A 26,981-nucleotide genomic window follows, 5' to 3' on the forward strand; every position below is an offset into this window, starting at 1 on the left:
CGAGGCAGCATAGCAATTGCGTTGACCGCGGGGACAGGGCAGGGCGGCGTGCCGTCTTGCATGAACACGGGATGACAGGGCATCTTGACGTTCGCGGCGTCTCTGACGCCCCACCAATAAACATGCCGGGCAGGCCGCGCAGGCCTGCCTCGAGCTCGACACAGCAAGGACACGCCATGACCTCATCTCGCCACCTGACCCGACTGGCCACTGTTACCGCCATCTCCCTCTCGCTGTCCATCTCTGCTTCCGTGCAGGCCCGCGAGCTATCCGTTTCCACCGTGCTTTCCGACGCCTTCCCCTGGGGCCAGGCCGCCGAGAAGTGGGCAGATCTGGTCGCCGAACGTTCCGACGGCGAGCTGACCCTGCGGGTTTATCCCAACTCCCAACTGGTCAACGGCGACCAGACCCGTGAGTTCTCGGCCATGCGCTCGGGACTGATCGATGCCGCCGTGGGCTCGACCATCAACTGGTCGCCCCAGGTGCCGGAGCTCAACCTCTTCTCGCTGCCCTTCTTCATGGCTGACGTGGATGACGTTGATTCAGTCACCGGCGGCACTGCCGGCGAGATGGTCTTCGACGCCATCGAGTCCCGTGGCGTGGTACCCCTGGGCTGGGGCGAGAACGGCTTCCGCCAGCTCTCCAACTCCCGTGGGCCCATCGACGAGCCGGCTGACCTCGATGGCCTGAAGATTCGTGTGGTGGGCTCGCCGCTGTTCCAGGACACCTTCACGGCGCTGGGCGCCAATCCCACCCAGATGAGCTGGACCGACGCTAAACCGGCGTTGACCACCGGCGCGGTGGATGGCCAGGAGAACCCGCTCTCGGTCTTCGACGTGGCGCGCATCGACCAGGTGGGACAGGAATACCTGACCCTGTGGAACTACATGAACGACCCTCTCATCTTCGCGGTGAACCAGCAGGTCTGGAACTCGCTCTCCGAGGAGGAGCGTACCCTGCTGCGGGAAACCGCCGAGGAGGCCGGCGCCTGGGAGATTGAGATGACCCGCGAGCAGGAGCCAGAGCGCCTGGCGGCGATCAAGGAGCGCGGCGTCACGGTCACTGAGCTCGACGAGGCGCAGCACCAGGCCTTCGTCGAGGCCACCGAGAGCGTCCACGACGAATGGGTGCCGCGCATCGGCAGCGAGATCGTCGAGGCGGCCCGCGTCGACATGCACGGCGAGTGACCTCCCGCAACGCCCGTGCCATCGGCCCCGCCTCGGGGCCGATGGCGTTTCCCCTCCCATGACGCCGCGACGCCCATGAAAGATCCCGATGCAAGACTCGAGCGCCTGCTGGCGACCCTGGCGATCCTGATCATCGGCGTGATCAGCCTGGCCAACGTGCTGGTGCGCTATATCACCGATGCCTCCTTCGCCTTCACCGAGGAGTTCTCGGTGTTCCTGCTGGTGGTGTTGACCTTCGCTGGCGCTTCGGTGGCGCTGCGCCGCAACGGCCATATCCGCATCGGCCTGCTTGAACGTGCCCTGCCCGGTCCTGCGCGCAAGGCATTGATCCTTTTCCAGGGTGTCTGCGGGCTCGTGGTGCTGGGGCTGATCACCTGGTTCGGCGCCAGGATGACCTGGCAGGAGCTCCAGTGGGGCTCTCTCTCACCGGGGCTGGGACTGCCGCAGTGGTGGTACCTCGGCTGGTTGCCGTTGCTCTCGGGGCTAATGCTGCTGCGCCAGATACAGCAGACACTCGATCGCTTGCGCGGGAGGCTCGAGGATGAGCCCTGACCTGTGGATGATCTTGGCCTTCGCCGGGTTGCTGATCGCCGGGGTGCCGGTGGCCTTCTCGCTGGGCCTTGCCGGTGCCGCGGGGATACTGGCCGGTCTGTCGCCGACCATGCTGGCCACGCTCGGCACCAACACCTATAACAGCATCGCCAAGTACCCGCTGATCGCCATCCCGTTGTTCATCCTCACCGGCCTGATCTTCGAACGGGCCGGAGTGGCGGCGCGGCTGGTGCGCTTCGCCCAGGCGCTGATCGGGCCTCGTCACGGCGGCCTCGCCCTGGTGGCGGTGCTGGTCTGCATGATCATGGGCGGGATGAGTGGCTCAGGCCCCGCGGATGCTGCTGCGGTGGCCATGGTGATGCTGCCGAGCATGACGAAGGCCGGGTACCCTCGGCCCTTCTCGGCCACCCTGATCGCCGCCTCGGCCTCCACGGCGATCCTGATCCCGCCTTCGGTGGCGCTGATCCTCTACTCCATCGTGGTGCCGGGAGTCGACCTTCGGGCGCTGTTCGCCGCGGGCCTCTTCCCGGGCATCCTCGCCGGGCTGGCGCTGCTGGGGCCGGCGCTGTTCGTCTCCCGTCGCTATGATTGGGAAGGGAGTGGTTGGGAGGGCAGCACGTCCGTGGACGGGGCGGAGCTTCCGCGGGTAGGCGAGAGTTTCCGGCAGGCGCTGCCGGCGCTGTTCGCCCCGGTGCTGATCCTCGGCGGGCTGCGCAGCGGGCTCTTCACCCCCACCGAGGCGGCCGTGGTGGCCGTCGCCTATGGCGCCCTGGTGGGGCTCTTCCTGACCCGGGAGATGAGCTGGCGGGATCTCTGGGGGTTGCTCGGTGAGGCGGCGGTGATCTCGGGGGTGGTGATGCTGATCATCGCCCTGGCCGGCATCTTCGCCTGGGCCGGCACCATGCTCGGCACCTTCCGTCACCTGGCGGAGTGGATCATCGGGCTCTCCGACAGCGGCCCCCTGCTGCTGGTGTTGATCATGCTGGCGGTGCTGGTGGCCGGCATGCTGCTGGATGCAATTTCCATCTACTTGATCATGATGCCGATCCTGATCCCGGTAATGCAGCATTTCGGCTGGAATCCGGTATGGTTCGGCATCCTGCTGGCGATGAACATCGCCATTGGCCAGTTTACCCCGCCGGTAGCGGTGAATCTGATGGTGACCACGGAAGTGGCGAAGGTCCCCCTCGAGCAGACCCTGGGCTGGGCGCTGCTCTTCGTGGCGGCCATGGCGAGCGCCCTCTTGCTGGTCGCCGTGTTTCCCGAGATCGCCCTCTGGCTGCCAAGGGTGCTGGGCTACAACCTCGGGTAGTGATCCTTATTCCTGGCCGCTCTGCAGGGACTCCAGGGTGCGCTGGTGGAGCTCCGTGCTGTCGGTGTCGAACAGCACGAAGCGGACCTGCTCGATGGTCGGGCACTCGGGCAGTGTCTTCAGCACCGTGGAGAGTGCCACACGGGCGGCCTCGGCCGGTGGGTAGCCGAAAGCCCCGGCAGAGAGTGCCGGGAAGGCGATGGAGCGGATGCCCTCGCGCTCGGCCAGCTCGAGGGCGTTGCGGTAGCAGGCGGCCAGCAGCTCGTCGGCGGGCTCATCCACGCCGTAGACCGGCCCCAGGCAATGGATGACGTGGCGATTGGGTAGCTCGTGGGCACTGGTGATTACCGCCTGGCCAGGCCGAATCGGCGCTAGCGGGCTGCACTCTTCCGCTAGCCCGGGGCCTGCGGCGCGATGCAGCGCACCGGCCACGCCACCGCCGCTCTGCAACTCCGCATTGGCGGCGTTGACCACGGCGTCGATGTCGGACTGCTGGGCGATATCGCCCTGAACGCATTCGATGGTACCCATCTCGCTTCCCTCCTGTTGGATGGCATGTCTCAGTCTGGCCGCCAGAGCGGCAAGTCTTCAAGGTCGTCGCGACGGTTCCGGCGCAGCGGCAGGCGCTCGCGCGCCTCTTGCACTGCCTCCTTTTCCAGGGTCAGCCAGCGCCACTGCTCGCTGCTGTCGAAGGTGAGGGAAGGGTGGTCGTCGTCCACCAGCGGCGGGCAGAACAGCGAATGGCCCCAGTCGTCCCCGGCGCGATTGAGGCTCAGCCAGTAGAGCTGGTTCTCCATGGCGCGGGTAGTGACGAAGGCGTGCCAGCTGGCGAAGCTGAAGTCGCGGGTGAAGGCCACCGGGTGGAGGATTAGCTCGGCGCCCTCGTCGGCCAGTTGCCTGGCTAGTTCGGGGAAGCGCAGGTCATAGCAGATCACCACCCCGACCCGCCATCCGGCAATCTCGGTGACCAGCAGCCGCTCACCCGGCGAGAAGTGGGCGGCCTCGCCGGAGGCACCGAACTGGGCACAGTGAAGCTTGTCGTAGACGCCGGCCAGGCGTCCGTCGGGGCCGACCAACACCTGGCTGATATGGCGCCTGGCATCCACGCGTCGGGCCACGCCGAAGGCGATGGTGGTGCCGAGCTCTCTGGCTAGCTCGGCAAAGGTCGTGACCACCGGGCCGGCTAGGTCATCGTCCAGGGCATCCAGGCAGGCAAAGGCCTCGTCCCCGTACTCCTGGGCCGCCAGTTCCGGCAGCGCGATCAGGTCCGGGGTGACTCGGGTGCAGGCTTCGCGCATACGCTCGGCGACGCCACGCAGGTGGTTGAGCTGGTCATCGCGGGTACGGGTGCGGGGGATGACGATCTGTCCGGCGAGTAGCTGCATGCGGCTCCTGAAAAGCGTGATATTCGTCGCAATGCGACGTAAGGCGTCGTGAAGTGTCTATAGCTTTCGAAGTGAAAGCCTGCGTGAGAAGTGACGGGAAAAATTAACGCTCACTCAACGTGCCCCGGGGGCTAGACTAACCTTACGGAAAAAGGCTTCATCACATGACTGCTTTTTTCGCTAAAGTAGGAAAGGGCGGCTAAGCCGCTGGTGGTCGCGTTATGGGGCTGCCAAATCGGAACTCGTTAGCACAAACACATAGAGGTGTGTTCATGAAACGCCATGCATTCTCTGCTGCAGCCTTCACCGGCGCAATCCTGGGGGCCGCGATGTTCGCATCGCCGGCCATGGCCCAAGACGAAGAGAAGTTCATCACTATCGGTACCGGTGGCCAGACCGGCGTGTATTACGTAGTCGGTCAGTCGATCTGCCGCCTGGTGAATCGTCTGGAAGAGTCCAACATCAAGTGCAACGCGCCTTCTACCGGCGGGTCGGTGGCTAACATCAACGGCATCAAGTCCGGTCAGTTGGACATGGGGGTTGCCCAGTCCGACGTCCAGTACCAAGCCTACAACGGTACCGGCAACTTCGAGGGTGACGCCTTCGAGGAGCTGCGGGCGGTATTTCGCGTCCATGGCGAGCCGCTGACCCTACTGGCCCGCGCCGACTCGGGTATCGAGGAACTCGATGACCTGGAAGGCAAGCGCGTCAACATCGGTAATCCGGGCTCCGGCCAGCGCAACACCATGGAAGTGGTGATGGAGGCCAAGGGCTGGACCGAGGATACCTTCGCGCTGGCGTCTCAGTTGGATGCCGCCGAACAGGCTGCCGCCCTGGCCGACAACAACGTCGATGCCATGGTCTACGTGGTCGGTCACCCCAATGGCTCCATCCAGGAAGCCACCACCACCGTCGATTCGCGACTGATTCCGCTCAATGACGACGATATCGACGCCATCGTCGAGGAGTATCCCTACTACTCCAAGTCGACCATTGCCGGCGGCCTTTACAAGGGCAACCCCGACCCGGTCGAGACCTTCGGTGTGGCCGCGACCTTCGTGACCACTGCCGAGGCCGATGACGAGGTCATCTACCAGACCGTCAAGGCAGTGTTCGACAACTTCGATCGCTTCAAGCGTCTGCATCCGGCCTTCGAGAATCTCGATCCGGAGGAGATGGTTACCTCTGGCCTGTCCGCTCCGCTGCACGAGGGCGCGGCTCGCTACTATCGTGAGCAGGGCTGGATCGAGTAAGACGGCTCATCTGAGGTAATCATACCTCGGTGAAGAATGCGCGGTTACCCGAGGGGCCGCGCATTCTGTTTGGGATGTCGTATGGCATCCCCCAAGGGAACCCCAGGGCAAACCTTATAGAGCAGGGCACGCTTATGAGTGAGGATAACAAGAGGACCTCGGAATCGGAGGTCGATCTCGAGGATATGGTCGCCTCGACCGATTCGGGATCTCGCAAGCCGGCCGGCATGCCCGGAAAGCTATTGGTAAGCATCGCCGCCGCCTGGTCGCTGTTTCAGCTGTGGATTGCGTCTCCGATCCCCTTCATGCTGGGGTTCGGGGTGTTCAGTGCCACCGAATCCCGTTCCATTCACCTGGCGTTCGCGCTTTTCCTAGCCTACATGGCCTATCCGGCGCTCAAGCGCTCGCCGCGTGATCGCATCCCCATTCAGGACTGGGTTCTGGCGGCGGCGGCGGCCTTCTGCGGCGCCTACATGTTCATGTTCTACGAGCAGCTTTCCCAGCGCCCCGGGGCGCCGATACTGCAGGACGTGATCATCGGTGTGGCAGGCATCCTGCTGCTCCTCGAGGCCACACGACGGGCGCTCGGTCCACCGTTGATGATCGTGGCGTCGGTCTTTCTACTCTATAGCCTGGCCGGCCCCTGGATGCCCGGCATCCTCTCGCACGGCGGGGTTAGTCTCTACGGGCTGATCAACCACCAATGGTTGACGACCCAGGGGGTCTTCGGTATTGCGCTGGGGGTCTCGACCAGCTTCGTCTTCCTGTTTGTGCTGTTCGGTGCCCTGCTCGACAAGGCCGGGGCCGGTAACTATTTCATCAAGGTCGCCTTCTCGCTGCTGGGTCACTATCGCGGGGGGCCGGCCAAGGCTGCCGTGGTAGCCTCGGCCATGACCGGCCTGATCTCTGGCTCTTCCATCGCCAACGTGGTCACCACCGGCACCTTCACCGTGCCGATGATGAAGCGAGTCGGCTTCTCCGCTGAAAAGGCCGGTGCCGTCGAGGTGTCCTCTTCGGTCAACGGACAGATCATGCCGCCGGTCATGGGCGCTGCCGCCTTCCTGATGGTCGAGTATGTTGGCATCTCCTATGTGGAAGTCATCAAGCACGCCTTCCTGCCGGCGTTGATTTCCTATATCGCGCTGGTCTATATCGTTCACCTCGAGGCCATGAAGGCCAACATGCAGGGGCTGGAAAGCAGCAATCCGCCCAAGCCCTTGGTGCGCAAGGTGATCGGCTTCCTCGGCGGCCTGCTGCTGATGATGGTGACCGCCCTGGCGGTCTACTACGGCCTGGGTTGGCTCAAGCCGGTGTTGGGCGGTGCAACCCCCTGGGTGGTGGCTGTGGGGCTCACGGTGATCTATATCGCTCTGCTCAAGCTGGCAGCGGGTTACCCCGAGCTGGAGCTCGACGATCCTGATACCCCCATCTACAAGCTCCCTGAGACCCGTCCCACGGTGCTGGTCGGTCTGCAGTACATCCTGCCGGTGATCGTGCTGATCTGGTGCCTGATGGTGGAGCGCCTCTCGCCGGGGCTGTCGGCCTTCTGGGCTACGGTGTTCATGGTCTTCATCATCCTTACCCAGCGTCCTATCACTTCGATCTTTCGCAACCGCAGCGACATGGCCGCGGACCTCCGCGAAGGTGTCATGGACTTGTGGAACGGCCTGGTCACCGGTGCCCGCAACATGATCGGCATCGGCATCGCCACAGCGACCGCCGGCATCATTGTTGGGGCCGTATCGCAGACTGGTGTAGGGCTGGTATTGGCCGAAGTGGTGGAAACCCTCGCCATGGGTAACCTGATGCTGATCCTGCTCCTCACTGCAGTGCTCAGCTTGATACTCGGCATGGGGCTGCCTACCACCGCCAACTACATCGTGGTATCCGCGCTGCTGGCCCCGGTCATCGTCAACCTGGGGGCGGAGAACGGCCTGCTGGTGCCGTTGATCGCGGTGCACCTCTTCGTGTTCTACTTCGGCATCATGGCGGACGTCACGCCCCCGGTGGGACTCGCCTCCTTCGCGGCGGCGGCGGTGTCGGGTGGTGACCCCATTCGCACCGGCTTCCAGGCCTTCTACTACAGCCTGCGTACCGCGGCACTGCCGTTCCTGTTCATCTTCAATACCGACCTTCTGCTGATCGATGTCTCTTTCCTTCAGGGCATCGTGATCTTCGTGGTATCGACCATCGCCATGTTGATCTTCGCCGCAGCGACCCAGGGATTCATGCTGGCCCGCAACCGCTGGTACGAATCGATCGTGTTGCTGCTGATTGCGTTCACGCTGTTCCGGCCCGGGTTCTGGATGGACATGGTCCACGACCCCTACGAATCAGTGCCGCCGTCGCAGTTCGTCGAGGCCCTGGGTGATGTCGATGAAGACGCCACCATGCGCTTGCAGATCGCCGGTGTTGATCCCTATGGCGAACCCATGACCACCTACATGCAGCTGCCGGTGCCGGAGGGCGAGACCGGCGAGGAGAGGCTCGAGAATCTGGGCCTGGAACTGTTGATCGAGGACGATCGGGCGGTGGTCGACATGGTGGCCTACGGCAGCCAGGCCGCGAACATGGGCTTCGACTTCGAGCAGGAGATCATCGAGGTGCTGGCCCCGGTGGACCGCTGGACCAAGGAGCTGATGTGGATTCCGGCCTTCCTGGTGTTCGGTCTGATCGTCGTGATGCAGCGCCGTCGGCGTGATCGTAGCGCCGCCACGGCGTCAGCCTGAAGGAGAGAGCGTCATGTACCAAAAGATCCTGTTACCGGTGGACCTCAACGAGGAAGCCTCCTGGGAGAAGGCACTGCCTACGGCACTGGCGTTGTGCCGTAGCTTCGGCGCCTCATTGCATGTGGTGACGGTACTGCCGGACTACCGCATGCCGCTGGTCGGCTCCTACTTTCCCAAGGACTTCGCCAAGAAGGCCCATGAGGCGGTCTCGGACGCCCAGCACGAGTTCATTCGCGACAACGTGCCCGAGGACGTCAAGGCCCAGAGCGTCATCGTCGATGGCTCCCCCTGGGAGGCCATCATCAAGGCGGCGAAGAAGCTCGAGGTGGACCTGATCGTTATGGCGTCCCACAACAAGCGCAAGTTCACCGACTACGTGCTCGGCCCCAACGCCGAGCACGTGGTGCACCACACCAAGATGTCGGTGATGATCGTGCGCTGAGCGGGACCGCCGTTTCATGTAGGATTCTGATGTAGCACCCTGCGAACGCCTCCTCTCGATGGGGGCGTTCGCGCATCAGCTCGCTGGTCGTCGTGCTGAGGATGACCCTGGGCAAGACTCAGGGGTGAAGGCTGCACCGTCATGAGATTCTGCGTTGAGTCTCGCGATGCAAGACCCGCTGCGGTATGGGTTGCCGTCGGCTACATTAATCAGGTATCAAGGGATGAAGGACGCATGACGGTTGTGTGCCGAGATGTGGCCTTGAAGCAGCCCGGCAGCACCGGGACTCAACAAGCGGTAAACAGGGGTGTGACCATGAATGCGGCAACAACAAGAGAACATGGCAAGGGGGCTGCGCCCAATGTCAAGATCAACATCCGCACGGTGGGCATGGACAAGCCGCGAGCCTGGCTGGCAGCCGGGTTCGAGGATTTTCGCCAGGCCATGGCGGTCAGCCTGGCCTATGGCATGTTCTGGGTGGGGCTGAGTATTGCCATCACCGCCGGTGCCTTCACACTGGGCCTCTGGCACTGGTTGTTGCCGCTGGTCGCCGGCTTCATGTTTCTCGGTCCCTTGGTGGCGGTGGGCTCCTACGGCATCAGCCGTGCCCTCGAGGCGGGCCGCGTCCCCAACCTGGGCGATGCCTTCGGCGGCTGGAAGGGTCATGCGGGGCAGCTGGCGATGATGGGCGTGATGATGATGATCTTCTTCCTCGCCTGGATCCGCCTGGCCACCCTGCTGTTCGCGCTGTTCTTCGGCTTCGAGGCCCCTAGCCCCGAGACGCTCTATGCCTCGCTGTTGACTACCGTCGATGGCCTGATGATGCTGGCGGTGGGAACCGCAATCGGCGCCGTCCTGGCCTTCGGCGCCTTCACCATCAGCGTGGTGGCCATTCCGACCCTGATGGATCAGGACCTGACCTTCATGGAGGGGATCGAGGCCAGCATCCGTTCAGTGGCGAACAACTTCCGTCCGATGCTGCTGTGGGCGGCGATCCTCACCGGTTGCGTACTGGTCGGGGTGATGACCTTCTACATCGGCCTGGCGCTGATCCTGCCGGTCCTGGGCCATGCCAGCTGGCACGCCTACGAGGATCTGGTCCGCATCGAACCGATGGAACCGGTGGAGGAAGTCTAGAGTTGATGTAATCCCCGGGCAGGCACTGGTGACATCAGGGGGCGCTCGGCGCCCCCTGATGTTTTTGTAGGGCGCTCTCCTGACCCGCGACCTCGAATCGCGTACGCTTGAGACTCCTTTCCCGTTAGCAGGAAGCCTGCCGATGCTGACCGGTATTGCCTTTCGTCCGCTCCTCGTGCTGCTCTCGGCCCTTCTGCCGCTCTCCATCGCCGTGTCCGCGCCGCTGCCGGCGCCCGCGGGACCTGTGCTCCTGATCCTCAGTGGTGACCTCGCACACACCAACGTGGAGGACGAGGCGCGTTTCGACCGGGCAATGCTCGAAGCCCTGCCTTCACGCATCATCGAGACCCATACGCCCTGGCATCGCGACAAGGGGCGCTTCGAGGGCCCGCTGATGCGCGCCCTGCTCGAGACGGTCGGAGCCGATGATAGCGAGCAGGTGCGCATCCGCGCCCTCAACCACTACGAGGCGGAGGTGCCGGTAGCAGATTTCCGGCGCCACGACGTGATCCTGGCCATGACCCGCGACGGCGAGCCGCTGACCATCCGTGAGTACGGGCCACTGTTCGTGCTCTACCCCTTCGATGACCATCCCGAACTGCTCACCGAGGCCATCCGTTTCCGCTCGGTGTGGCATGTCGAGCGGATCATCGTGCCCTGAGCCCGCCCGGCCGCGGAGATCGTAATTGCTGCGCTATCCCCTGCGTCTCAAGCTGGGTGCCATCGCCGCCCTGGTGTTCTTCGCTGCCGCCCTGGTGGTGGTCGGCCTGGTAGCCTGGCGCCAGGATAGCCTGGCCGAGAGCGTAGGGGGGGATGCAGTCTGGCACGCCTACAAGCTTGATCGAGACACGGTGCAACTGCGCAGTTTCCTTGCCCGCCCCGACCTCTCCCTTGAGTCGCTGCCGGCACTGCGCCTGCGCTTCGAGCTGCTCTATAGCCGACTCAACCTGCTCCAGGATGGCGACATCACCCAACTGCTCGACAATATTCGCGTGGCCGAGGAACTGGTCCCGGAGATCGAGCGGCACCTACAGGCCCTGGATGAACAGATCCGCGGCCTCGAACGCCTCGACGAGGACGCCCGGGCCGGTCTGTCCCGGCAACTGGAGGCCCTGGGTGGGGTGACCGAGCGGTTGATCATCGCCATCAATGGTCATCTGGCCGAGACCACCACCCGTGAACGGGAGCGGCTGCAGACCCTCTACGGCCTGCTCCTGCTGCTGATCCTGGCCATGAGCCTGGCCGCCTCGCTGGTGGTTGCCTTCCTGTTTCGCGAGGCTCGCGACAATGCCGCTGCACGGCGGGATCTGGAGTCGCTGAGCCGCGAGCTGGAGGTCACCGCCCGACAGGCCGAGTCGGCCAGTCGGGCCAAGTCGGAATTCCTGGCCACCGTCAGCCATGAGATCCGTACGCCGCTCAACGGCGTTATCGGCATGAGCGACCTGCTGCAGGACCAGCTGCTTCCCGAGCGCGCGCGCCACTATGCCGACACCATCCATGACAGTGCCCGGCTGCTGCTCGAGCTGATCAACGACATCCTGGACTTCTCCAAGATAGAGGCACAGCGCCTGGAGCTCGAGGCGTGCCCCTTCGCCCTCGGCGAGCTGGTCGAGGGCGCGATCTCGCTGTTCGCGCCCCGGGCCGAGGTGCGGGGCGTCCGCCTGACGTTCGAGCTGGACCCCGGCCTGCCGCGGTATCTCGTGGGGGATGCCGGCCGCGTGCGCCAGGTGCTGCTCAACCTGCTCTCCAATGCCATAAAGTTCACCGAGCAGGGCGAGGTCCGGTTGCGGGTGCGTGACGAGGGAGACGGGCAGGTGCTGTTCGAGGTCATCGACACGGGGAGCGGGATTACACCCGGCCGCCAGGCCCAGCTCTTCGAGCCCTTCCAGCAGGGCGACCCCTCCACCGCGCGTCGTTACGGCGGCACAGGCCTGGGGCTGGCGATCAGCAAGCGGCTGGTGGAGGCCCAGGGAGGGCGCATCGGGCTGGAGAGCGAAGTGGGTCACGGTAGCCGCTTCTGGTTCGTGTTGCCGCTGGCCGCGGCCGAATCCGGCGAGGACACGGACGATGTGGTGGTGGCCGCTCCCGAGCAGCGTGTGACCGATGCACGGCTGCTGGTGGTCGAGGACAATCCGGTCAACCAGCAGGTCGCCCGCGCCATGCTCGAGCGCCTGGGCTGTCGGGTCAGCGTGGCGGAGTCGGCAGATGAGGCGCTTCACCAGGCCGCCCGGGACCGCTTCGACCTGATCTTCATGGACGTGCAGCTGCCCGGTATGGACGGGCTGGAGGCGACGCGTCGGCTGCGTGCCCGCGGCGGCTGGTCGGCCGAGGTGCCGGTGGTGGCCATGACCGCCGGTGGGCCGGGCGGGGACCAGGCCCGTTGCCTGGCTGCCGGCATGAATGGCTACCTCACCAAGCCGCTGTTCCAAGATGCCCTGATGACGATGCTGCAACGTCACTTGCGCCATGCGACAACGACCAGCGTCGGACGTCCTTCCGCCAAGGCGGAGGAGGATCCGGTCGGCCAGCCGCTGGAGGCCGCCACCCTCTCGGCGCTGGGCGAGAGCCTGGGTGAGGAGGGGCTGGCCTCCCTGATCGCCCTCTACCGGCAACAGGCAGTAGCGCATCTGGCCGGCCTGGACCAGGCCGTGGCGGAGGGGGTGCCTGACCGGGTCGAGTACCTCGCCCACCAGCTCAAGGGAGAGTCGTCGAGCCTGGGAGCAGTGAAGGTGGCCGGGCTGGCCACGCGGCTGGAGCGCCTGGGAAGGGAGGAGCGACTGGACGAGGCCGCCGTCGCCCTGAGCGACCTTCATCGCTGCCTGGACCTGACCCTGACGGCGCTGGAGGCCTGGACGCCGGGCGAGTGAGGCCTCAGGCGTGTGGGATGGTGCGTCCGGGCAGGCGCCAGCGCAGGTCGCGTGCGACCACCTGCAGGCCTGGCCGGTACTCGCCCCGCGAGGCGGCGAGGGCGCACGCCAGGGTCAGCGTGGCGATGCGGTCATGGTCCTGGACAGCGGAGTTGACCGGGAGGGGCAGGAAGTCCAGCAGGCGGCTGTCGCCGAAGGTGGCCAGTCGCAGTGATGGCGGCAGGCCGCCGTCTTCCAGCAGCACGTCGAACACCCCGTCGAGCAGCGTGTAGGAGGCGGTGACCAGGGCGTCGGGCATGCCATGGCCATCGAGCAGCTCGCGCATCAACCGGGCGCCCTCGAAGCGGTCGTAGCGCTGGGCACCGCAAGAGATCACCTCCAGCGGCGGATGGTCGGCGAGTGCCTGCTGAAAGCCGGCGCGGCGCTCCCGGCTGATCGACAGGGCCGGGACCGCATCCAGCCAGGCGATGCTCGTCACCGCGTCATCGAGCACCGAACGGGTCAGCCGCTCGGCGGCCTCGCGGTCGTTGCTGACTACGCTGGCGAAGCGGCGTGGATCGAGGCCACGGTCTACCGCCACTACCGGCAGGCCGGCCGCCATCAGCTCACGATAGAAGGGGTCCTCCATGGGCAGGCAGCTGGCGGTGATCAGCACCTCGCAGCGCTGGGCACGCAGCGCCAGGGCCAACTCGCGCTCGCTCTCCGGATCGTCGTCGGAACCCACGATCAGCAGCCGGTAGCCCGCCTCCCGACCCCCGCGCTCGAGTCGCTTGGCCAGGCGCGCATAGCTGACGTTCTCCAGGTCGGGAATGATCAATCCCAGAAGGCGGCTCGCCCCGCGCCGCAGGGCGGCGGCCTGGGCGTCGACACGGTAGCCATGCTGCTGAACCACGGCCATCACCCGCTCGACGGTGTCCTGGCTGATGCGTCGCTCACGGGCCTTGCCGTTGATGACATAGCTAGCCGTGGTGCGGGAGACCCCGGCCAGGCGGGCGATTTCAGCGAGAGTCATGAGCGTCCTCGGTAACGGTTGAAGGCGATTCCAGGTCACTGGTGGCGGCGACTACCCCTGCCAAAGTCGTAGCGTATCGACCTTGCCAACCAGTATGAATCGATTCAGCATGAATGACATCAAGGTGACACGATTCAGCCAATGAGCGCATCGACTCTCCGAGACGGCTGAGCGAGTGGCGACAACGCCCGTCACCGAGCGAACAGGAGAGAATCATGTTGACCCTACGCCAGGACGATATCCTGCTCGATTGTCGGGCCGACGACTGGCGCGACGCCCTGGAGCAGGCCGCCGCGTCGCTGCATGCCGCCGGCCTGGTCGCCGCCGCCTATCGTGATGGCCTCTTCGCCCGCGAGGCGCAGTCTTCCACCTTTCTCGGCAGCGGTATCGCCATTCCCCACGGTACCGCCGAGAGCCGTGCGCACGTGTGTGCCACCGGCATCCGTGTGCTGCAGTTTCCCGCTGGCGTGGAGTGGCACGATGGCAACCGCGTTCACGTCCTGGTGAGCATCGCCGCCCAGAGCGACGAGCACCTGGGCATCCTGCGTCAGCTCACCCACGTGCTGGACGACGAAAGCGTCGCCGAACGCCTGGCCGCCGCCGAATCAGCGCAGGAGGTCGCCACCTTGCTTTCCCGGGCGGTGGTCGAGGCGCGCCTGGACGCCGATACCCTCTGCCTGGGCTTTCCCGCCCGCGATATCCGCGAGCTGGCGCTGGCCGGCGCCGCGCGGCTGCGCCAGCTTGGCTGCGTGGGCAGTGACTTCGTCGCCGCCCTGGCCGAGCAGGCGCCGGTGCGCCTGGGCCAGGGGCTGTGGCTGGCCTCCAGCCACCGCGGTGTCGAAGCGCCGGCGCTCGCCTTGGCCACCCCCGAGACGGCACTCCGCGAGGCGGATGAGGCGGTCACGGGGGTGTTCAGCCTCGCCGCCGACGGCGAGGCCCATCGAGGCCTGCTCGAGCGGCTGCTTGCCCTGCTGGAAAGCGATGCCGGCGCCAGCCTGCGTGACGTCGACGCCGCCACCGTGCTGGCGCGTCTGGCCGGCGAATCGGCCACGGCTCACACCCGCCTGGGCAGGGTGCTCAATGCCCACGGCCTGCACGCCCGCCCCGCCAAGCAGCTGGTGCAGGTGGCCCGCGAACAGACCGTGCCCGTCCGCGTGCGCCTCGCCGAAGGCGGCGGGCAGACGGTGTCGGCGGCCAGCCTTACCAAGGTGATCAACCTCGGCGCCCGGCGCGGCCAGCAGCTTGCCTTTTCTGCCGAAGGCGAGGGCGCCGAGGCATCGCTCGCTGCGGTGTGTCAGGCCGTGGAAGACGGCCTCGGCGAAGCGGTGCTGCCGTTCGACGAGAGCCGCGAGCACATTGCTCCCCGCGAGAACGACACGCCGCCGCCCGAGCCGTTACCCGCAGACGCTCCCCACCCCGGCATCGCCGCCTCGCCGGGGCTCGCTATCGCCCCGGCCTTCGTGTTCACCACGCCGCGCTTCGACTATCCGGAGCACGCCGATGACCCGGCCGCCGAAGAGCGCCGCCTGGAGGTGGCAATCCGCGAGGGGGTCGAGCAGCTCGAGGCACTGGTACGCGAGGCCAAAGGCGGTGAAGTGGCGCAGATCCTCTCGATGCACGAGGAGATGCTCGAAGACCCCGAACTCTACCAGGCTGCCCGCGAGGGCATTCAGGAAGGCGGCTCCGCCGAAGCCGGCTGGTGGGAGGCCATCGACACCGCCGCCCGCTCACAAGCGATGCTCGCCGATCCGCTGCTTGCCGAGCGTGCCGCCGATCTGCGAGACGTGGGGCGTCGGGTACTGGGCGTGCTGTGCGACGTCAAGCTCACCGATCCCCCGGATCACCCCTACATCCTGGTCACCGACGACATCGGCCCCTCCGACGTGGCCCGCCTGGATACCTCTCGTGTGCGCGGCCTGCTCACCGCTCGCGGCGGCGCCACGGCCCACAGCGCGATTCTCGCTCGGGCGCTGGGTATTCCCGCCGTAGTCGGTGCCGGCAAGCGGGTGATGACGCTGGAAAACGGCACCGAGCTGATCCTCGATGGTGAGCGCGGACGCATCACGCCGAGCCCCTCTGCCGAGCGGCGCGCCGCCGCTGAGCAGCGCCTGGTGGAGCGTGAGCGCCGCGAGGCCGAGGCCTGGGCGACGCGCTTCGCTGAGGCACGCACCCGCGATGGCCACCGCGTCGAGGTGGCTGCCAACCTGGGCAACACGGCGCATGCCGCCGATGCCGTTGAGCGGGGTGCCGAGGGGGTGGGGCTGTTGCGCACCGAGTTCCTGTTCATGGCCCATGCCAAGCTGCCCGATCTTGACACCCAGATCGCCGAGTACCGTGAGGCGATCGACGCCCTGGACGGCCGCCCGCTGGTGGCGCGAACCCTGGACGTGGGCGGCGACAAGCCGCTGCCCTACTGGCCGGTGCCCCACGAGACCAACCCCTTCCTGGGCCTGCGCGGCATTCGCCTGACGCTGACCCGCCCCGAGGTGCTCGAGACCCAATTGCGGGCCCTGCTGCTAGCGGCAGCGCCCGCGGAGGGGGTGGATCAAGCGCCTGCGGCGGGGGGGAATCAAAAGCCCAAGCCGCTGCGCATCATGCTGCCTATGGTCAAGGACGTGGCGGAATTCCGCGCCGCCCGGGAGATCGTCGATCGTCTGCTCGCCGAGATCCCCGCCGAGGAGCGCGCCAGCGACCTGCAGCTGGGCGTGATGGTCGAGGTGCCCTCCAGCGCCTTGCTGGCACCGAGCCTTGCCGCCGAGGTGGACTTCTTTTCGATAGGCACCAACGACCTGACCCAGTACACCCTGGCCATCGACCGCGACCACCCGGTGCTCTCCGCCCAGGCCGACGGCCTGCATCCATCGGTACTCAAGCTGATCGAGATGACCGTGGCTGCCGCCCATGCCCAGGGCAAGTGGGTCGGCGTGTGCGGCGAGCTGGCTTCTGACGCTACTGCCGTGCCGGTGCTAGTGGGCCTCGGCGTCGACGAGCTCTCGGTCAGTTCCCGCCAGATCCCACTGGTCAAGGCGCGCCTCGCCGAGTTCGACTTGGCGGATGCGCAAGCACAAGCCCAACTGGCGTTGGCTCAGGCCACCAGCGAGGCGGTTCGCGACGCCCTGGAGGTGCGCTGATGGCCCGCATCCTCACGCTTACCCTCAACCCGGCACTCGACCTGTCGATCGGCCTCGAGCGGCTCGAGCCCGGTGCGGTCAACCGCACCCACGAAACCCATCTCGCCGCCGCCGGCAAGGGCGTCAATGTGGCTCGGGTACTGGTGGCGCTGGGACACGACGTCACGGTGTCGGGCTTTCTCGGCGCCGACAACGACGGCCCCTTCCTGCGCGCCTTCGAGGCCATGGGCGTGGAGGATGCCTTCCTGCGCGTGCCCGGCGAGACGCGCATCAACGCCAAGCTTGCCGAGGCCGACGGCCGGGTCACCGACATCAACGGCCCCGGCGCGACCATCAGTGAGGCCGCCTGGCAGCGCCTGCTTGACGGCCTCGACACGCGCCTGGCCGACGCCCACCGCTGCCCCGACGCGGTGGTGATCGCCGGCAGCCTGCCCCCCGGCGTGAGCCCGGAGGACCTCGCCAACCTGGTCACCCGCCTGCGCGGAGCCGGCCTGCCGGTGTGGGTCGATACCAGCGGCAAGGCACTCACCGCCGCCATCTCCGCCCGCCCCACCGCGGTCAAGCCCAACGAGCACGAGCTGGCCGCCTGGGCCGGCCAGGACCTGACTAGTGCCGAGGCGCGCCTCAAGGCGGCCCTGCGCCTCTACGCCGAGGGCGTCGAGGAGGCGCTGCTCTCCGCCGGCCCCGGCGGCGTGCTCTGGGTGAGCCGCCGCGGCGCCTGGCAGGCCGTGCCGCCGCGCCTGGAGGTCGTCAGTACCGTGGGCGCCGGCGACACCCTGATCGCCGCACTGCTGCACGGCGTGCTCTCGGGGCACACCGCCGAGCAGGCGCTACGTCTGGCCACGGCGCTCTCCGCCGAATCCGTTCGCCATGTCGGCGTAGGCGACCTCCGCGCCGCCGACTTCCCGCAACTCCAACAACAGACCCGCGTGCGGCGCCTCAATGACGTCGATGCCAGCGCGGGGGGAGCCTTCGCATGAACGCCATCCTCGTTACCGCCTGCCCCAGCGGCATGGCCACCACCTTTCTCGCCGCGCGCCGCCTCGAACAGGCCGCCAAACGACTCGGTTGGGACGTCCAGGTCGAGATGCACAGCGAGCTCGAGCCGCTCACCCCGTTGTCTGCTGAGGCGATCGCCGCCGCCGAGCTGATCGTCGTCGCCGCCGACCATGTGCCCGGAGCGCCGCGTTTCGCCGGCAAGCGCCTCTTCCAAGCATCTACCGGCGAGGCCCTGCCCGACCCCCAGGGCTTCCTCGAGCGTGCCAGCCGCGAGGCGGTCGAGTACACGCCACCTGCCGAGGCGCAGTCGCCCCTTACCCAGCAGGCCGCTGCCCGCAAGATTGTCGCCGTCACCGCCTGCCCCACCGGGGTGGCCCACACCTTCATGGCCGCGGAAGCGCTGAACGAGGCGGGCAAGGCGCTGGGCCACGCCATCCGCGTGGAAACCCAGGGCTCTGTAGGCGCCCAGGACCAGCTCACCGACGAGGAGATTCGCGAAGCCGACCTGGTGATCCTGGCCTGTGACATCGAGGTCGATGCGGCCCGCTTCGCCGGCAAGCGCGTCTACCGCACCTCCACCAGCAACGCCCTGAAGAAGCCCAAGCCAACCATCGAGGCGGCACTCAAGGAGGCCGAGGTAGAGCAGGCGGGCGGCGCTTCCGCCAGCGGCGAGGCGAGAAAGGGGGCCAAGGAGAAGGGCGTCTATCAGCACCTGCTCACCGGGGTCTCCTTCATGCTGCCCATGGTAGTGGCCGGGGGCCTGCTGATCGCCCTTTCCTTCGTGTTCGGGATCGAGGCCTTCCAGGAGGAGGGCACTCTGGCCGCGGCGCTGATGCAGATCGGTGGCGGCACTGCCTTCGCCTTGATGATCCCTGTGCTCGCGGGCTATATCGCCTACTCCATTGCCGACCGTCCGGGCATCGCCCCGGGCATGATCGGCGGCATGCTGGCCTCGGAGATCGGTGCCGGCTTCATCGGCGGCATCCTGGCGGGCTTCCTGGCCGGCTACGTGGCGCTGGCGGTGACGCGCTATGTGAAGCTGCCGTCGAGCGTCGAATCGCTCAAGCCGATTCTGATCATTCCCCTGGTTGCGAGCCTGATCACCGGCCTGACCATGATCTACGTGGTCGGCGAGCCGGTGGCGGCCATCCTCTCCGCGCTGACTACCTTCCTCGAGAACATGGGGTCGGCCAATGCCGTGCTGCTCGGCATCCTGCTGGGCTCGATGATGTGCTTCGACCTCGGTGGTCCGGTCAACAAGGCTGCCTACACCTTCGGCGTGGGGTTGCTGGCCTCCGAGACCTACGGTCCCATGGCAGCGATCATGGCCGCAGGCATGGTGCCGGCCATCGGCATGGGTATCGCCAGCTTCGTGGCCAAGAGCAAGTTCTCCGAGCCGGAGCGCGAGGCAGGCAAGGCCTCCTTCGTGCTGGGCTTCTGTTTCATCAGCGAGGGCGCCATTCCCTTCGCCGCCAAGGACCCGCTGCGGGTCATCCCGGTATGCATGGTCGGTGGGGCGATCACCGGTGCACTTTCCATGCTGGTCGGTGCCAAGCTGATGGCACCGCATGGCGGCATCTTCGTGCTGCTGATCCCCAACGCCATCACCCCGGTGCTGCTGTATCTCGCCGCCATCGTTATCGGCTCCCTGGTCACCGGTCTCGGCTATGCGGCGATCAAGCGCGGTAGCCAGGCCGTGGCCGTCGAGGCCAATGCCTGATCGAGACAATCGACAACAAGAGGATATCGGGATGTTCCAGCTCACCCGCAGCGTTACCTGGCAGGCCCTCAAGGGCCTGCAACAGAAGACCGCCGACGACCGCATCCGTGACTACTTCGTGGCCGATCCCCAGCGCTTCGAGAAGATGAGCCTGCGTGTCGGCGGGCTCTTCCTCGACTACTCCAAGCAGCCGGTCTCCGACGAGGTACTGGCCAAGCTGATCGAGCTCGCCGATCACTCGGCGCTGGTCCAGCGCCGCGCCCAGATGTTCTCCGGCGACATCATCAACGTTACCGAGAACCGGCCCGTTCTGCATACGGCCCTGCGCAACCTCGGAGAGAAGCCGTTGATGGTCGACGGTCAGGACGTGATGCCGGAGATCCAGCGCACCCGCGAGCAGATCCGCGCCTTCTCCGAGGCGGTGCGCAGCGGCGAGTGGACGGGCTACAGTGGCCAACGCATCAAGGATGTGGTCAACATCGGCATCGGCGGCTCGGACCTGGGCCCGAACATGGCCTGCCGGGCGCTGCTCAAGCACCGCCATCCGGAGCTCGGCTTCCACTTCGTCTCCAACGTCGATGGTGCGCATATCCAGAAGGTGCTCAGCCGCCTCAACCCGGCCACCACCCTGTTCATTGTCTCCACCAAGACCTTCTCTACCCAGGAGACGCTGCTCAACGCCCACACCGCGCGCCGCTGGTTCCTGGAGAACGCCGGCCCGGACGCTGACGTGGGGGCGCACTTCATCGCCGCCTCTACCAACAAGGCGGCGGCCATGGCCTTCGGCATCCGCGAGGAGAACGTCTTCGAGTTCTGGGCCTGGGTCGGCGGTCGCTACTCCATGTGGTCCTCGATCGGCCTGCCCATCGCGCTCTCCATTGGCTTCGAGGGGTTCATGGAACTGCTTGAGGGCGCCTATGAGATGGACCAGCACTTCCTGACTGCGCCTTTCGAAGAGAACATGCCGGTGCTGATGGCGCTGATCGGCATCTGGCACATCAACTTCCAGGACGCCGAGACCCAGGCCATCGTGCCCTACGACCAGGCGCTGCATCAGCTGCCGGCCTTTCTGCAGCAGCTCGACATGGAGTCCAACGGCAAGTCGGTGGATATCTTCGGCAATCCGGTGGATTACAAGACCGGACCTATCGTCTGGGGCCAGACCGGCTCCAACGGCCAGCACGCCTTCTTCCAGCTGCTCCACCAGGGCACCCGCTACGTGCCCCTCGACTTCATCGCCTCGCTCAAGCCCGAGCCCGGCGTCGAGGACCACCATTTCGCGCTGCTCACCAACATGCTGGCCCAGGCCAACGCCTTCATGGAGGGCAGCCTCAAGGGGGATGGCGCAAGCGGCAGCCAGCCTGACCCCTACAGCTGCCCGGGCAATCGCCCCTCCAGCGTGCTGCTGCTCGACGAACTGACACCCAAGAATCTCGGCGCACTGATCGCGCTCTATGAGCACAAGGTGTTCGTTCAGGGAGTGATCTGGAACATCAACTCTTTCGACCAGTGGGGCGTGCAACTGGGCAAGCGCATCGCCGGCGAGATCAGCGAGCGCATCGATGCCCACAGCCAGGATTTCGACGGCTCCACCCAGGGCCTGCTGGGACTGGTCCGCGGACACTTCGCGTCGGGCGGCGCTCCGTCGGGTGCTGATGCGCCGGCAGAAGGCGAGGATGCGGCCGAAAAGCGCAGTGGCAAGAAGCGCAAAGGCTTGGACGAGCCGTGACAGAACTAAGGATGGGACGACCGGGGCAGTTGACCTGGGGAAGACCTTAGAGATCGGCATTCTTTACCAGCCAGCTGATCGCCCGTGGCTGTGGCAATCGCATCCCTGCCAACCAAAATCCTTTCCGCTACTTAGATTGGGCGATCATTTAGTCGATACTCGGAACCGCTATTCTGCACCTGCAAGTACCGGTCCTTCTACCCGGGAGACGGCTTCGCCAGCTACGAGGCGGCTCGGCAGTGGGGTCTGCTTTCGTGGGGTGGTACTATTAAGGCCGGTCCCGCCCACTTGAGCGGCAAGACCTGCAACGGGGCTCCAATGGGCACTGTGTCGCGCAACCTTGAGGGGCGCAAAAAATGTCTTCCTGGCATCCCGGCCCCATTTGCCCTCTGCACAACCTCTATCGGGTATAGAAGCACTTAGATGGCCAGTCAATTTCGCGAAAAAATCGATAGCAAGCCATTGAAGGTTCTCCTGCGTGGCCTCGACTCAGAGGACCTCCCCGATCTTTCCTGCCGCTATGTCTCCGAAACCGAGCCTTATGATGCGGTGATTGCGACACCCGAAGAAACCAGCTCTGAAAACCTGGAGTGGTTGACGGGCGGACCTTCGCCATTGTCCACCGTTATCGTCGTCGGCTCCAATGCCGGAGTGCGAGCGGACTACGTGGCCGAATCGCCCAATGTCGAGAATTTAACGGCGGGGCTGCGTATTGCTGTGGATCAGCGGGAACTTTTGGAGTCAGTGTCTGACATTCCATTCAATCAGGACCGTGAGGGACTGATTGCGCTTGGTCTTATGTTTTCTCGTGACACGTCCATTGAGCCCGTCATTGACGCAGAGAAAAGTTGGGTCATGGAGTATCCAATGCTGGGTAGTTTCATGCTGCCTCGGCAGATACTCGAGAGCATTGCCGACATGGGATTATGCCGGCGCACATTTTCTGAGAGACTGTATATCTGCGGCGAATGCCGTGGAGCAAGAATCCTGGCGCGTGAAGTATGCGCTAATTGTAAAAGTGCCAACATCAATACGAGAGAGCTCGTCAACCATTATCGATGTGGCCACCAGGCGCCCCGTACGGACTTTCTCCAGGGAGAGTTGCTCGTATGTCCGAAATGCAACTCTCACCTCAGGCATTTTGGCGTAGATTACGATACACCCGGCCAAGTTATCGTGTGCAAATTATGCGGATCGCATGAGAACGAACCTGCTGTGGCTTTTCTCTGTATTGACTGCCAGCATCAAACAGATGGAGAAAGCGCCGGGTGGGTTGATTACTTCAGCTATACATTGACTGGAGCTGGTGAAGCGGCCGTCAGGAAAGGAAGCTTACCGGGAACACAGCTTGAAAGTGCGCTAAGTGGGCTTGAGGCATGGCGTTCCCCCCGAGATATGGCGCTACTGATAAATTTTTGTAGGAATATTTACGAGCGTTATGAGCGTCCGTACTCCTTGTTGACGATAGAGTTGCGCGATGACGGAGATATCTTTGACCGACTGGGTGCCCAAGGGGTTGCTAAGGTACATAGGCTGGTTGTTGATACAGTAGCAAATTCAGTCAGGGAAACGGATGGCGTTAGTTTGTTCGATAGAAAAATTATTCTATGCCTTCCCGAAACCTCGCCAGAGCAATCCGAATACCTTGTAAAGCGTCTTCGAAGTATTTTTCATGAGCAACTGAAAGAACCCGGAGATGTCGAGATTGATATTTTGGATGAAGAGGGGAGATTTGAAATACTAAAAGAGGCCAAGTCGAGATGATCGAGTCGGCTTTAAGTATTCTTTATAATTCCTCTTGGCAAGCCTTGTTGGCCTTTTTTTGGTATTTCTTTCTTCTGGAGTTGCCTCGATATACGTTCTCCACTCTTGCGGTTGGTATTGCAGCAATTTTTCAAACGCAATTTCCGAAAACGCCAGCCGCTACGAGCATAAGCGTGCTTTTGGTGGGAATGGACGACCCTGGGGGATTGCGCCGTTCAGTGTTGTCTCTGCGCGAACAAACTCATCAGGCACTTCAGGTGGTTGTCGTCGAGGATGGCGGGGGAACGGCGATGTCGTCCATTGCCCAAAATTTTCGTGATTCAGGTCTTATTGACCAATATATTGCCACAGGAGTCCGGGGTGGTAAGGCAGCGGCCCTCAATCTAGGCTTTCATTATTGTCGACATGAAACGCTGGTGGTCATGGATATAGACACATCGCTGGATCGTGATGCCATCGATCAGATTACCCGAAGATTATACTCTTCACCCGATATAGGTGCTGTGGCAGGAAATCTTGGTGTGCAGAATCCAAGGGCTAGCCTTTGGACTGAGTTCCAGTCGCTGGAATATTTCACTGCCATATCCATGGGGCGACAATTTCTTGCGATGTTTGGTTTGCTTACCATAGTGTCAGGGGCCTTTGGCGCTTTTAGAAAGTCGGCCATCCAACAGGTGGGTGGCTGGGATGTCGGCCCGGGCGATGATTCTAATCTTACGCTTAAATTAAGGAGAAGCGGCTGGTCGATCGCCTTTGAACCTCACGCTTGGTGCCTTACGGCTGTCCCGACAAGGTTTAAAGCACTGCACCGACAACGGCTGCGTTGGAATAGAAGTTTAATAAGAAACAGGCTTCGAAAGTTTAAGCATGTATTTTATCCTAATCAGGAAAACTTCTTCCTCCGCGATGTCGCTGCATCGTTAAGCCAGCTTTTTTATAATTTTGTCCTCAGTGTTTCTTATGTGGCATACATTATTTATTTAATTGAAAATTTTGGCTCATCTGCTGTTGTTTTCTTTATCGCGACGCATCTTTTGATTTTTGTAGCAGGTGTTTTTGAATTCATTGTTGGGTGTGCAACTATAGGGCGGCGTGAATTTTTTCGCTTGTGGCCTTATTTGTTTGGTTGGAGTGTGTTTATGGGGATAATAATGCGTTTTAACAGGCTTGAAGCATATTTCAGCGAGTTGATTTTTAGAAAATCCTATGATGATGATTTTTATCCGCATAAAGTTCGTGCCCAGCAGGATCAGTTCTGATGCGTCGAATTTCTCGCCCTACTAGAGTTGACAACCTTAAAAGTGAGTCCCGCGGCAAGGTCAAGAAGCAAGGTAGAATTGGACGTTCTGTCTACCTTTTTTTAGTGGTGATATTTCTTCTTTATCTCTTCGATATTTTCTTCGGTGACAGAATATATATGTCGGCAGATGGCATGATAATGCGAAGTGCTTTTACTGTGGATAGGGACTTTCAAGCAGAGCTCGTTTCTTTGCGAGTGGAAGAAGGGCAAAGAGTTGCGAAAGGCGATTTGCTTGGAAAGATAAGTTCTACGCGAATGCTTGATGATTTATATGATAAATCTATGGAGCGCCTGGATCTGGAAAGCCGTTTATCTGAAATCCGCATAAGAAAGAAAAATATTGATTCACAGATCCCGCTCGCTAAAGAAAATATTGAAGCCCTTCAAGAATCATTCGATGCATATAGTCAGTTAAAAAGCCAAGGTCTTTCTGGGAGGGGTAACGTAACCGAGACAGGGGTAGAGCTACTGGAGGCCAAGCGAGAGTTAGCAACGCTGCGCTCTGATCGAAAGGTCGTCGAAGAGGAAATTCCCCGTTTGGAAATTATGCTCGAACGCAGTGGCGACACACTCGATCGACTCCGTAGTATCTATAATGAAGGGCGTGTTACGGCTCCTTTCGAAGGTACGGTCAGTAGAATACACAGAAATGTAGGTCAAGCATTGGAAGTTGGTGGCGATATTCTGACAATCCATCATGGTAGGCGCTATGTTCTTGCCTATTTGCCTGTCGGCCGTCTTTATAATGTAAAAGTTAGTGAGCCAGTGACCGTTCGCTTTGGTGAGAATCTGCTCCCGGGGAGAGTGGAAAATATATACCCTCTTGCAACTGAGCTTCCCGAAGAGTTTAGGAGGCTATTCGGCGCCATCAATCGCCGACAGCTCGTGCGGATAATGTTGATGGACAACGCTGAAAATTTTCTGAAAGACGAGGCGCCATTGTTTACGCCAGTAACTGTTTCAGGTGACTGGGATCCCGTAGTGTTGATGTTGAAATTCAAGGATGCTGTTTCGCGAGGCGTTAGCGTGGTGAGTTCATTTCTGCATGATGCCATTTTTGATGGCCCGCCGGGAGATACGGCAAAGAAAGTTTCGTCTCAGATTGATTCCATGAGGATTTCCTGCGACTGGGAGCTGGTCAATAAGGTCACCATAAATGCATAGTTACGAACCGCTTCCGGACGACCCTCGAATTGCTGTCATCGGTCTCGGCTATGTAGGCTTGCCATTGGCAAATGCCTTTTCAAGTACGTATTCGGTTGTCGGTTTTGATATTGATGCCAAGTACGTCGAGGAATTACAGAAAGAGCATTTACGTAACCAAGGGGATAGTGATAAGGAGCTTGCGTCAGTCGAACACTGTGGCTTGTTCTATACCAGTGATCCTGCCTCAATCGCAAGCTGCAATGTGTTCATTATTACTGTGCCAACCCCTGTCGATGAACAAAAAAAGCCGGATCTTTCGCGGCTAATACGTTCAAGCGAGACCGTGGGTAGCCATCTTTCTCCTGGCTCGGTGGTCATTTATGAATCGACTGTTTACCCCGGGACCACCGAGGAAGAGTGTGTTCCTGTCCTGGAGTTGGCATCGGGCTTGACCGTTAATCGGGATTTCTACGTCGGCTATAGTCCCGAGCGTGTCAATCCAGGGGATTCGGCGCATTCTTTGACGGATATCGTCAAGATCACCAGTGGCTCTACCCCCGAAGCTGCGCTATTCGTGGATAGCCTCTACAGCAGAATCATTGTTGCTGGGACTCATCGGGTCTCGAAAATCGCAGTAGCGGAAGCCGCCAAGGTGACGGAGAATATCCAGCGAGACGTCAATATTGCGCTTATGAATGAACTGGCCATTCAATACAATCTGCTGGAGCTCGATACTGAGGAAGTGCTGAAAGCAGCAGGTACCAAATGGAACTTTATGCCTTTCCGACCTGGACTGGTGGGCGGACACTGCATGAGTGTGGATCCCTATTACCTTATTTACAAGTCCCGGTCTGAAGGGTATGAGCCAGCGCTTATGTCATCTGCGCGACGTCTCAACGACAGTATGTGGATGTATGTGGCCAGTCAGGTTGCGAAACTGATGGCGAAACATGGAACGCCCGTACTGAAATCACGCATTCTGGTGCTGGGCCTGGCTTTCAAGGAGAATAGTGCGGATCTGCGCAATACCCAGGTGCCGGGTATTATTCGTGAGTTTTCAGATCAAGGCGCTGAAGTGGATGTTCATGACCCCCATGTGGCTGCCGACGTGGCCGAACGGGAGTTGGGCATTGCGCTCACAGATCAGCCGAATCCAAGTCACTACGATGCTGTCATTCTTGCCGTTGCGCATACTGCCTTTCACGAGTTGGGTGCGAAAGGAGTCCGCAACTGGCTCAAGCCTGGCGGCGTTCTCTACGACGTCAAATCTGTGTTTTCGGCGGATCAAGTGGAGGGCAGGCTCTAGTTCTACTGTG

General features: G+C 62.8%; 20 protein-coding genes. 17 read left to right on the forward strand and 3 right to left on the reverse strand.

Annotated features, from left to right (window positions below):
- Positions 1-176 precede the first annotated feature (176 nt).
- The 3 genes from BMY30_RS06090 to BMY30_RS06100 all read left to right on the forward strand — a co-directional run bounded on the left by BMY30_RS06090 (position 177) and on the right by BMY30_RS06100 (position 3,051).
- Positions 177-1,187, forward strand: a complete 1,011-nt coding sequence (locus BMY30_RS06090; RefSeq protein ID WP_089711636.1) for a DctP family TRAP transporter solute-binding subunit — start codon at positions 177-179, stop codon at positions 1,185-1,187.
- 75 nt (positions 1,188-1,262) lie between these two features.
- Positions 1,263-1,739, forward strand: coding sequence for a TRAP transporter small permease (locus BMY30_RS06095; RefSeq protein WP_089711637.1), 477 nt, complete (start codon positions 1,263-1,265; stop codon positions 1,737-1,739).
- Positions 1,729-3,051, forward strand: a complete 1,323-nt coding sequence (locus BMY30_RS06100; protein ID WP_089711639.1) for a TRAP transporter large permease — start codon at positions 1,729-1,731, stop codon at positions 3,049-3,051. Before BMY30_RS06095 ends, BMY30_RS06100 begins: the two co-directional genes overlap by 11 nt.
- Positions 3,052-3,057: 6 nt before the next feature.
- Here BMY30_RS06100 and BMY30_RS06105 read toward each other — a convergent pair whose 3' ends face one another.
- The gene (locus tag BMY30_RS06105; protein ID WP_089711641.1) at positions 3,058-3,582 is read right to left on the reverse strand and encodes a macro domain-containing protein; all 525 of its coding nucleotides are present in this window, start codon (positions 3,580-3,582) and stop codon (positions 3,058-3,060) included.
- A 29-nt stretch (positions 3,583-3,611) separates the two neighbouring features.
- Positions 3,612-4,436: a carbon-nitrogen hydrolase family protein gene (locus BMY30_RS06110; protein ID WP_089711643.1), complete on the reverse strand. Its 825-nt coding sequence runs from the start codon at positions 4,434-4,436 to the stop codon at positions 3,612-3,614.
- Positions 4,437-4,708: 272 nt separating this feature from the next.
- Between BMY30_RS06110 and BMY30_RS06115 the strand changes: the two genes are divergently transcribed.
- From BMY30_RS06115 to BMY30_RS06140, 6 genes are all read left to right on the forward strand, one after another.
- Positions 4,709-5,689 carry a TAXI family TRAP transporter solute-binding subunit gene (locus BMY30_RS06115; protein ID WP_089711645.1) on the forward strand — a complete coding sequence of 327 codons (981 nt, stop codon included), beginning with the start codon at positions 4,709-4,711 and terminating at the stop codon, positions 5,687-5,689.
- Positions 5,690-5,823: 134 nt separating this feature from the next.
- Positions 5,824-8,418, forward strand: a complete 2,595-nt coding sequence (locus BMY30_RS06120; RefSeq protein WP_089711647.1) for a TRAP transporter permease — start codon at positions 5,824-5,826, stop codon at positions 8,416-8,418.
- A gap of 13 nt (positions 8,419-8,431) precedes the next feature.
- Positions 8,432-8,860 (forward strand): universal stress protein, encoded by a 429-nt coding sequence (locus BMY30_RS06125; protein WP_089711649.1) that lies wholly within the window; start codon positions 8,432-8,434, stop codon positions 8,858-8,860.
- A gap of 315 nt (positions 8,861-9,175) precedes the next feature.
- Positions 9,176-9,997, forward strand: coding sequence for a DUF2189 domain-containing protein (locus tag BMY30_RS06130; protein WP_089711651.1), 822 nt, complete (start codon positions 9,176-9,178; stop codon positions 9,995-9,997).
- Positions 9,998-10,139: 142 nt separating this feature from the next.
- Complete coding sequence (locus BMY30_RS06135) at positions 10,140-10,658, forward strand: putative pterin-binding protein (protein WP_089711653.1); 519 nt, start codon at positions 10,140-10,142, stop codon at positions 10,656-10,658.
- 25 nt (positions 10,659-10,683) lie between these two features.
- Positions 10,684-12,864, forward strand: a complete 2,181-nt coding sequence (locus BMY30_RS06140) for an ATP-binding protein (RefSeq protein WP_089711655.1) — start codon at positions 10,684-10,686, stop codon at positions 12,862-12,864.
- A 4-nt stretch (positions 12,865-12,868) separates the two neighbouring features.
- On the opposite strand, the gene cra is transcribed toward BMY30_RS06140, so the two are convergent.
- Complete coding sequence (gene cra / locus BMY30_RS06145; RefSeq protein ID WP_089711657.1) at positions 12,869-13,876, reverse strand: catabolite repressor/activator; 1,008 nt, start codon at positions 13,874-13,876, stop codon at positions 12,869-12,871.
- A gap of 215 nt (positions 13,877-14,091) precedes the next feature.
- Here cra and ptsP point away from each other — a divergent pair, with 215 nt between their 5' ends.
- The 8 genes from ptsP (at position 14,092) to BMY30_RS06180 (ending at position 26,971) form a co-directional block, all read left to right on the forward strand.
- Complete coding sequence (ptsP, locus tag BMY30_RS06150) at positions 14,092-17,007, forward strand: phosphoenolpyruvate--protein phosphotransferase (RefSeq protein WP_089711659.1); 2,916 nt, start codon at positions 14,092-14,094, stop codon at positions 17,005-17,007.
- The gene (gene pfkB, locus BMY30_RS06155; protein ID WP_089711661.1) at positions 17,007-17,987 is read left to right on the forward strand and encodes a 1-phosphofructokinase; all 981 of its coding nucleotides are present in this window, start codon (positions 17,007-17,009) and stop codon (positions 17,985-17,987) included. The genes ptsP and pfkB overlap by 1 nt, the downstream gene beginning before the upstream one ends.
- A complete protein-coding gene (locus BMY30_RS06160) occupies positions 17,984-19,726 on the forward strand; it encodes a PTS fructose-like transporter subunit IIB (protein ID WP_089711663.1) in 1,743 nt (580 codons plus the stop codon). The genes pfkB and BMY30_RS06160 overlap by 4 nt, the downstream gene beginning before the upstream one ends.
- A gap of 31 nt (positions 19,727-19,757) precedes the next feature.
- A complete protein-coding gene (pgi, locus tag BMY30_RS06165; RefSeq protein ID WP_089711665.1) occupies positions 19,758-21,455 on the forward strand; it encodes a glucose-6-phosphate isomerase in 1,698 nt (565 codons plus the stop codon).
- Between the two features lie 423 nt (positions 21,456-21,878).
- Positions 21,879-23,219 carry a TackOD1 domain-containing metal-binding protein gene (locus tag BMY30_RS17580; protein ID WP_139195485.1) on the forward strand — a complete coding sequence of 447 codons (1,341 nt, stop codon included), beginning with the start codon at positions 21,879-21,881 and terminating at the stop codon, positions 23,217-23,219.
- Positions 23,216-24,478, forward strand: a complete 1,263-nt coding sequence (locus BMY30_RS06170; RefSeq protein WP_089711667.1) for a glycosyltransferase family 2 protein — start codon at positions 23,216-23,218, stop codon at positions 24,476-24,478. Before BMY30_RS17580 ends, BMY30_RS06170 begins: the two co-directional genes overlap by 4 nt.
- Positions 24,478-25,683: an HlyD family secretion protein gene (locus BMY30_RS06175; protein ID WP_089711669.1), complete on the forward strand. Its 1,206-nt coding sequence runs from the start codon at positions 24,478-24,480 to the stop codon at positions 25,681-25,683. The genes BMY30_RS06170 and BMY30_RS06175 overlap by 1 nt, the downstream gene beginning before the upstream one ends.
- Entirely contained in the window at positions 25,676-26,971 is a 1,296-nt protein-coding gene (locus BMY30_RS06180; RefSeq protein WP_089711671.1) for a nucleotide sugar dehydrogenase, read from the forward strand. Before BMY30_RS06175 ends, BMY30_RS06180 begins: the two co-directional genes overlap by 8 nt.
- The last annotated feature ends 10 nt before the right edge of the window (positions 26,972-26,981 follow it).

This window comes from Halomonas daqiaonensis, assembly GCF_900109725.1.
GTDB lineage: Bacteria > Pseudomonadota > Gammaproteobacteria > Pseudomonadales > Halomonadaceae > Halomonas > Halomonas daqiaonensis.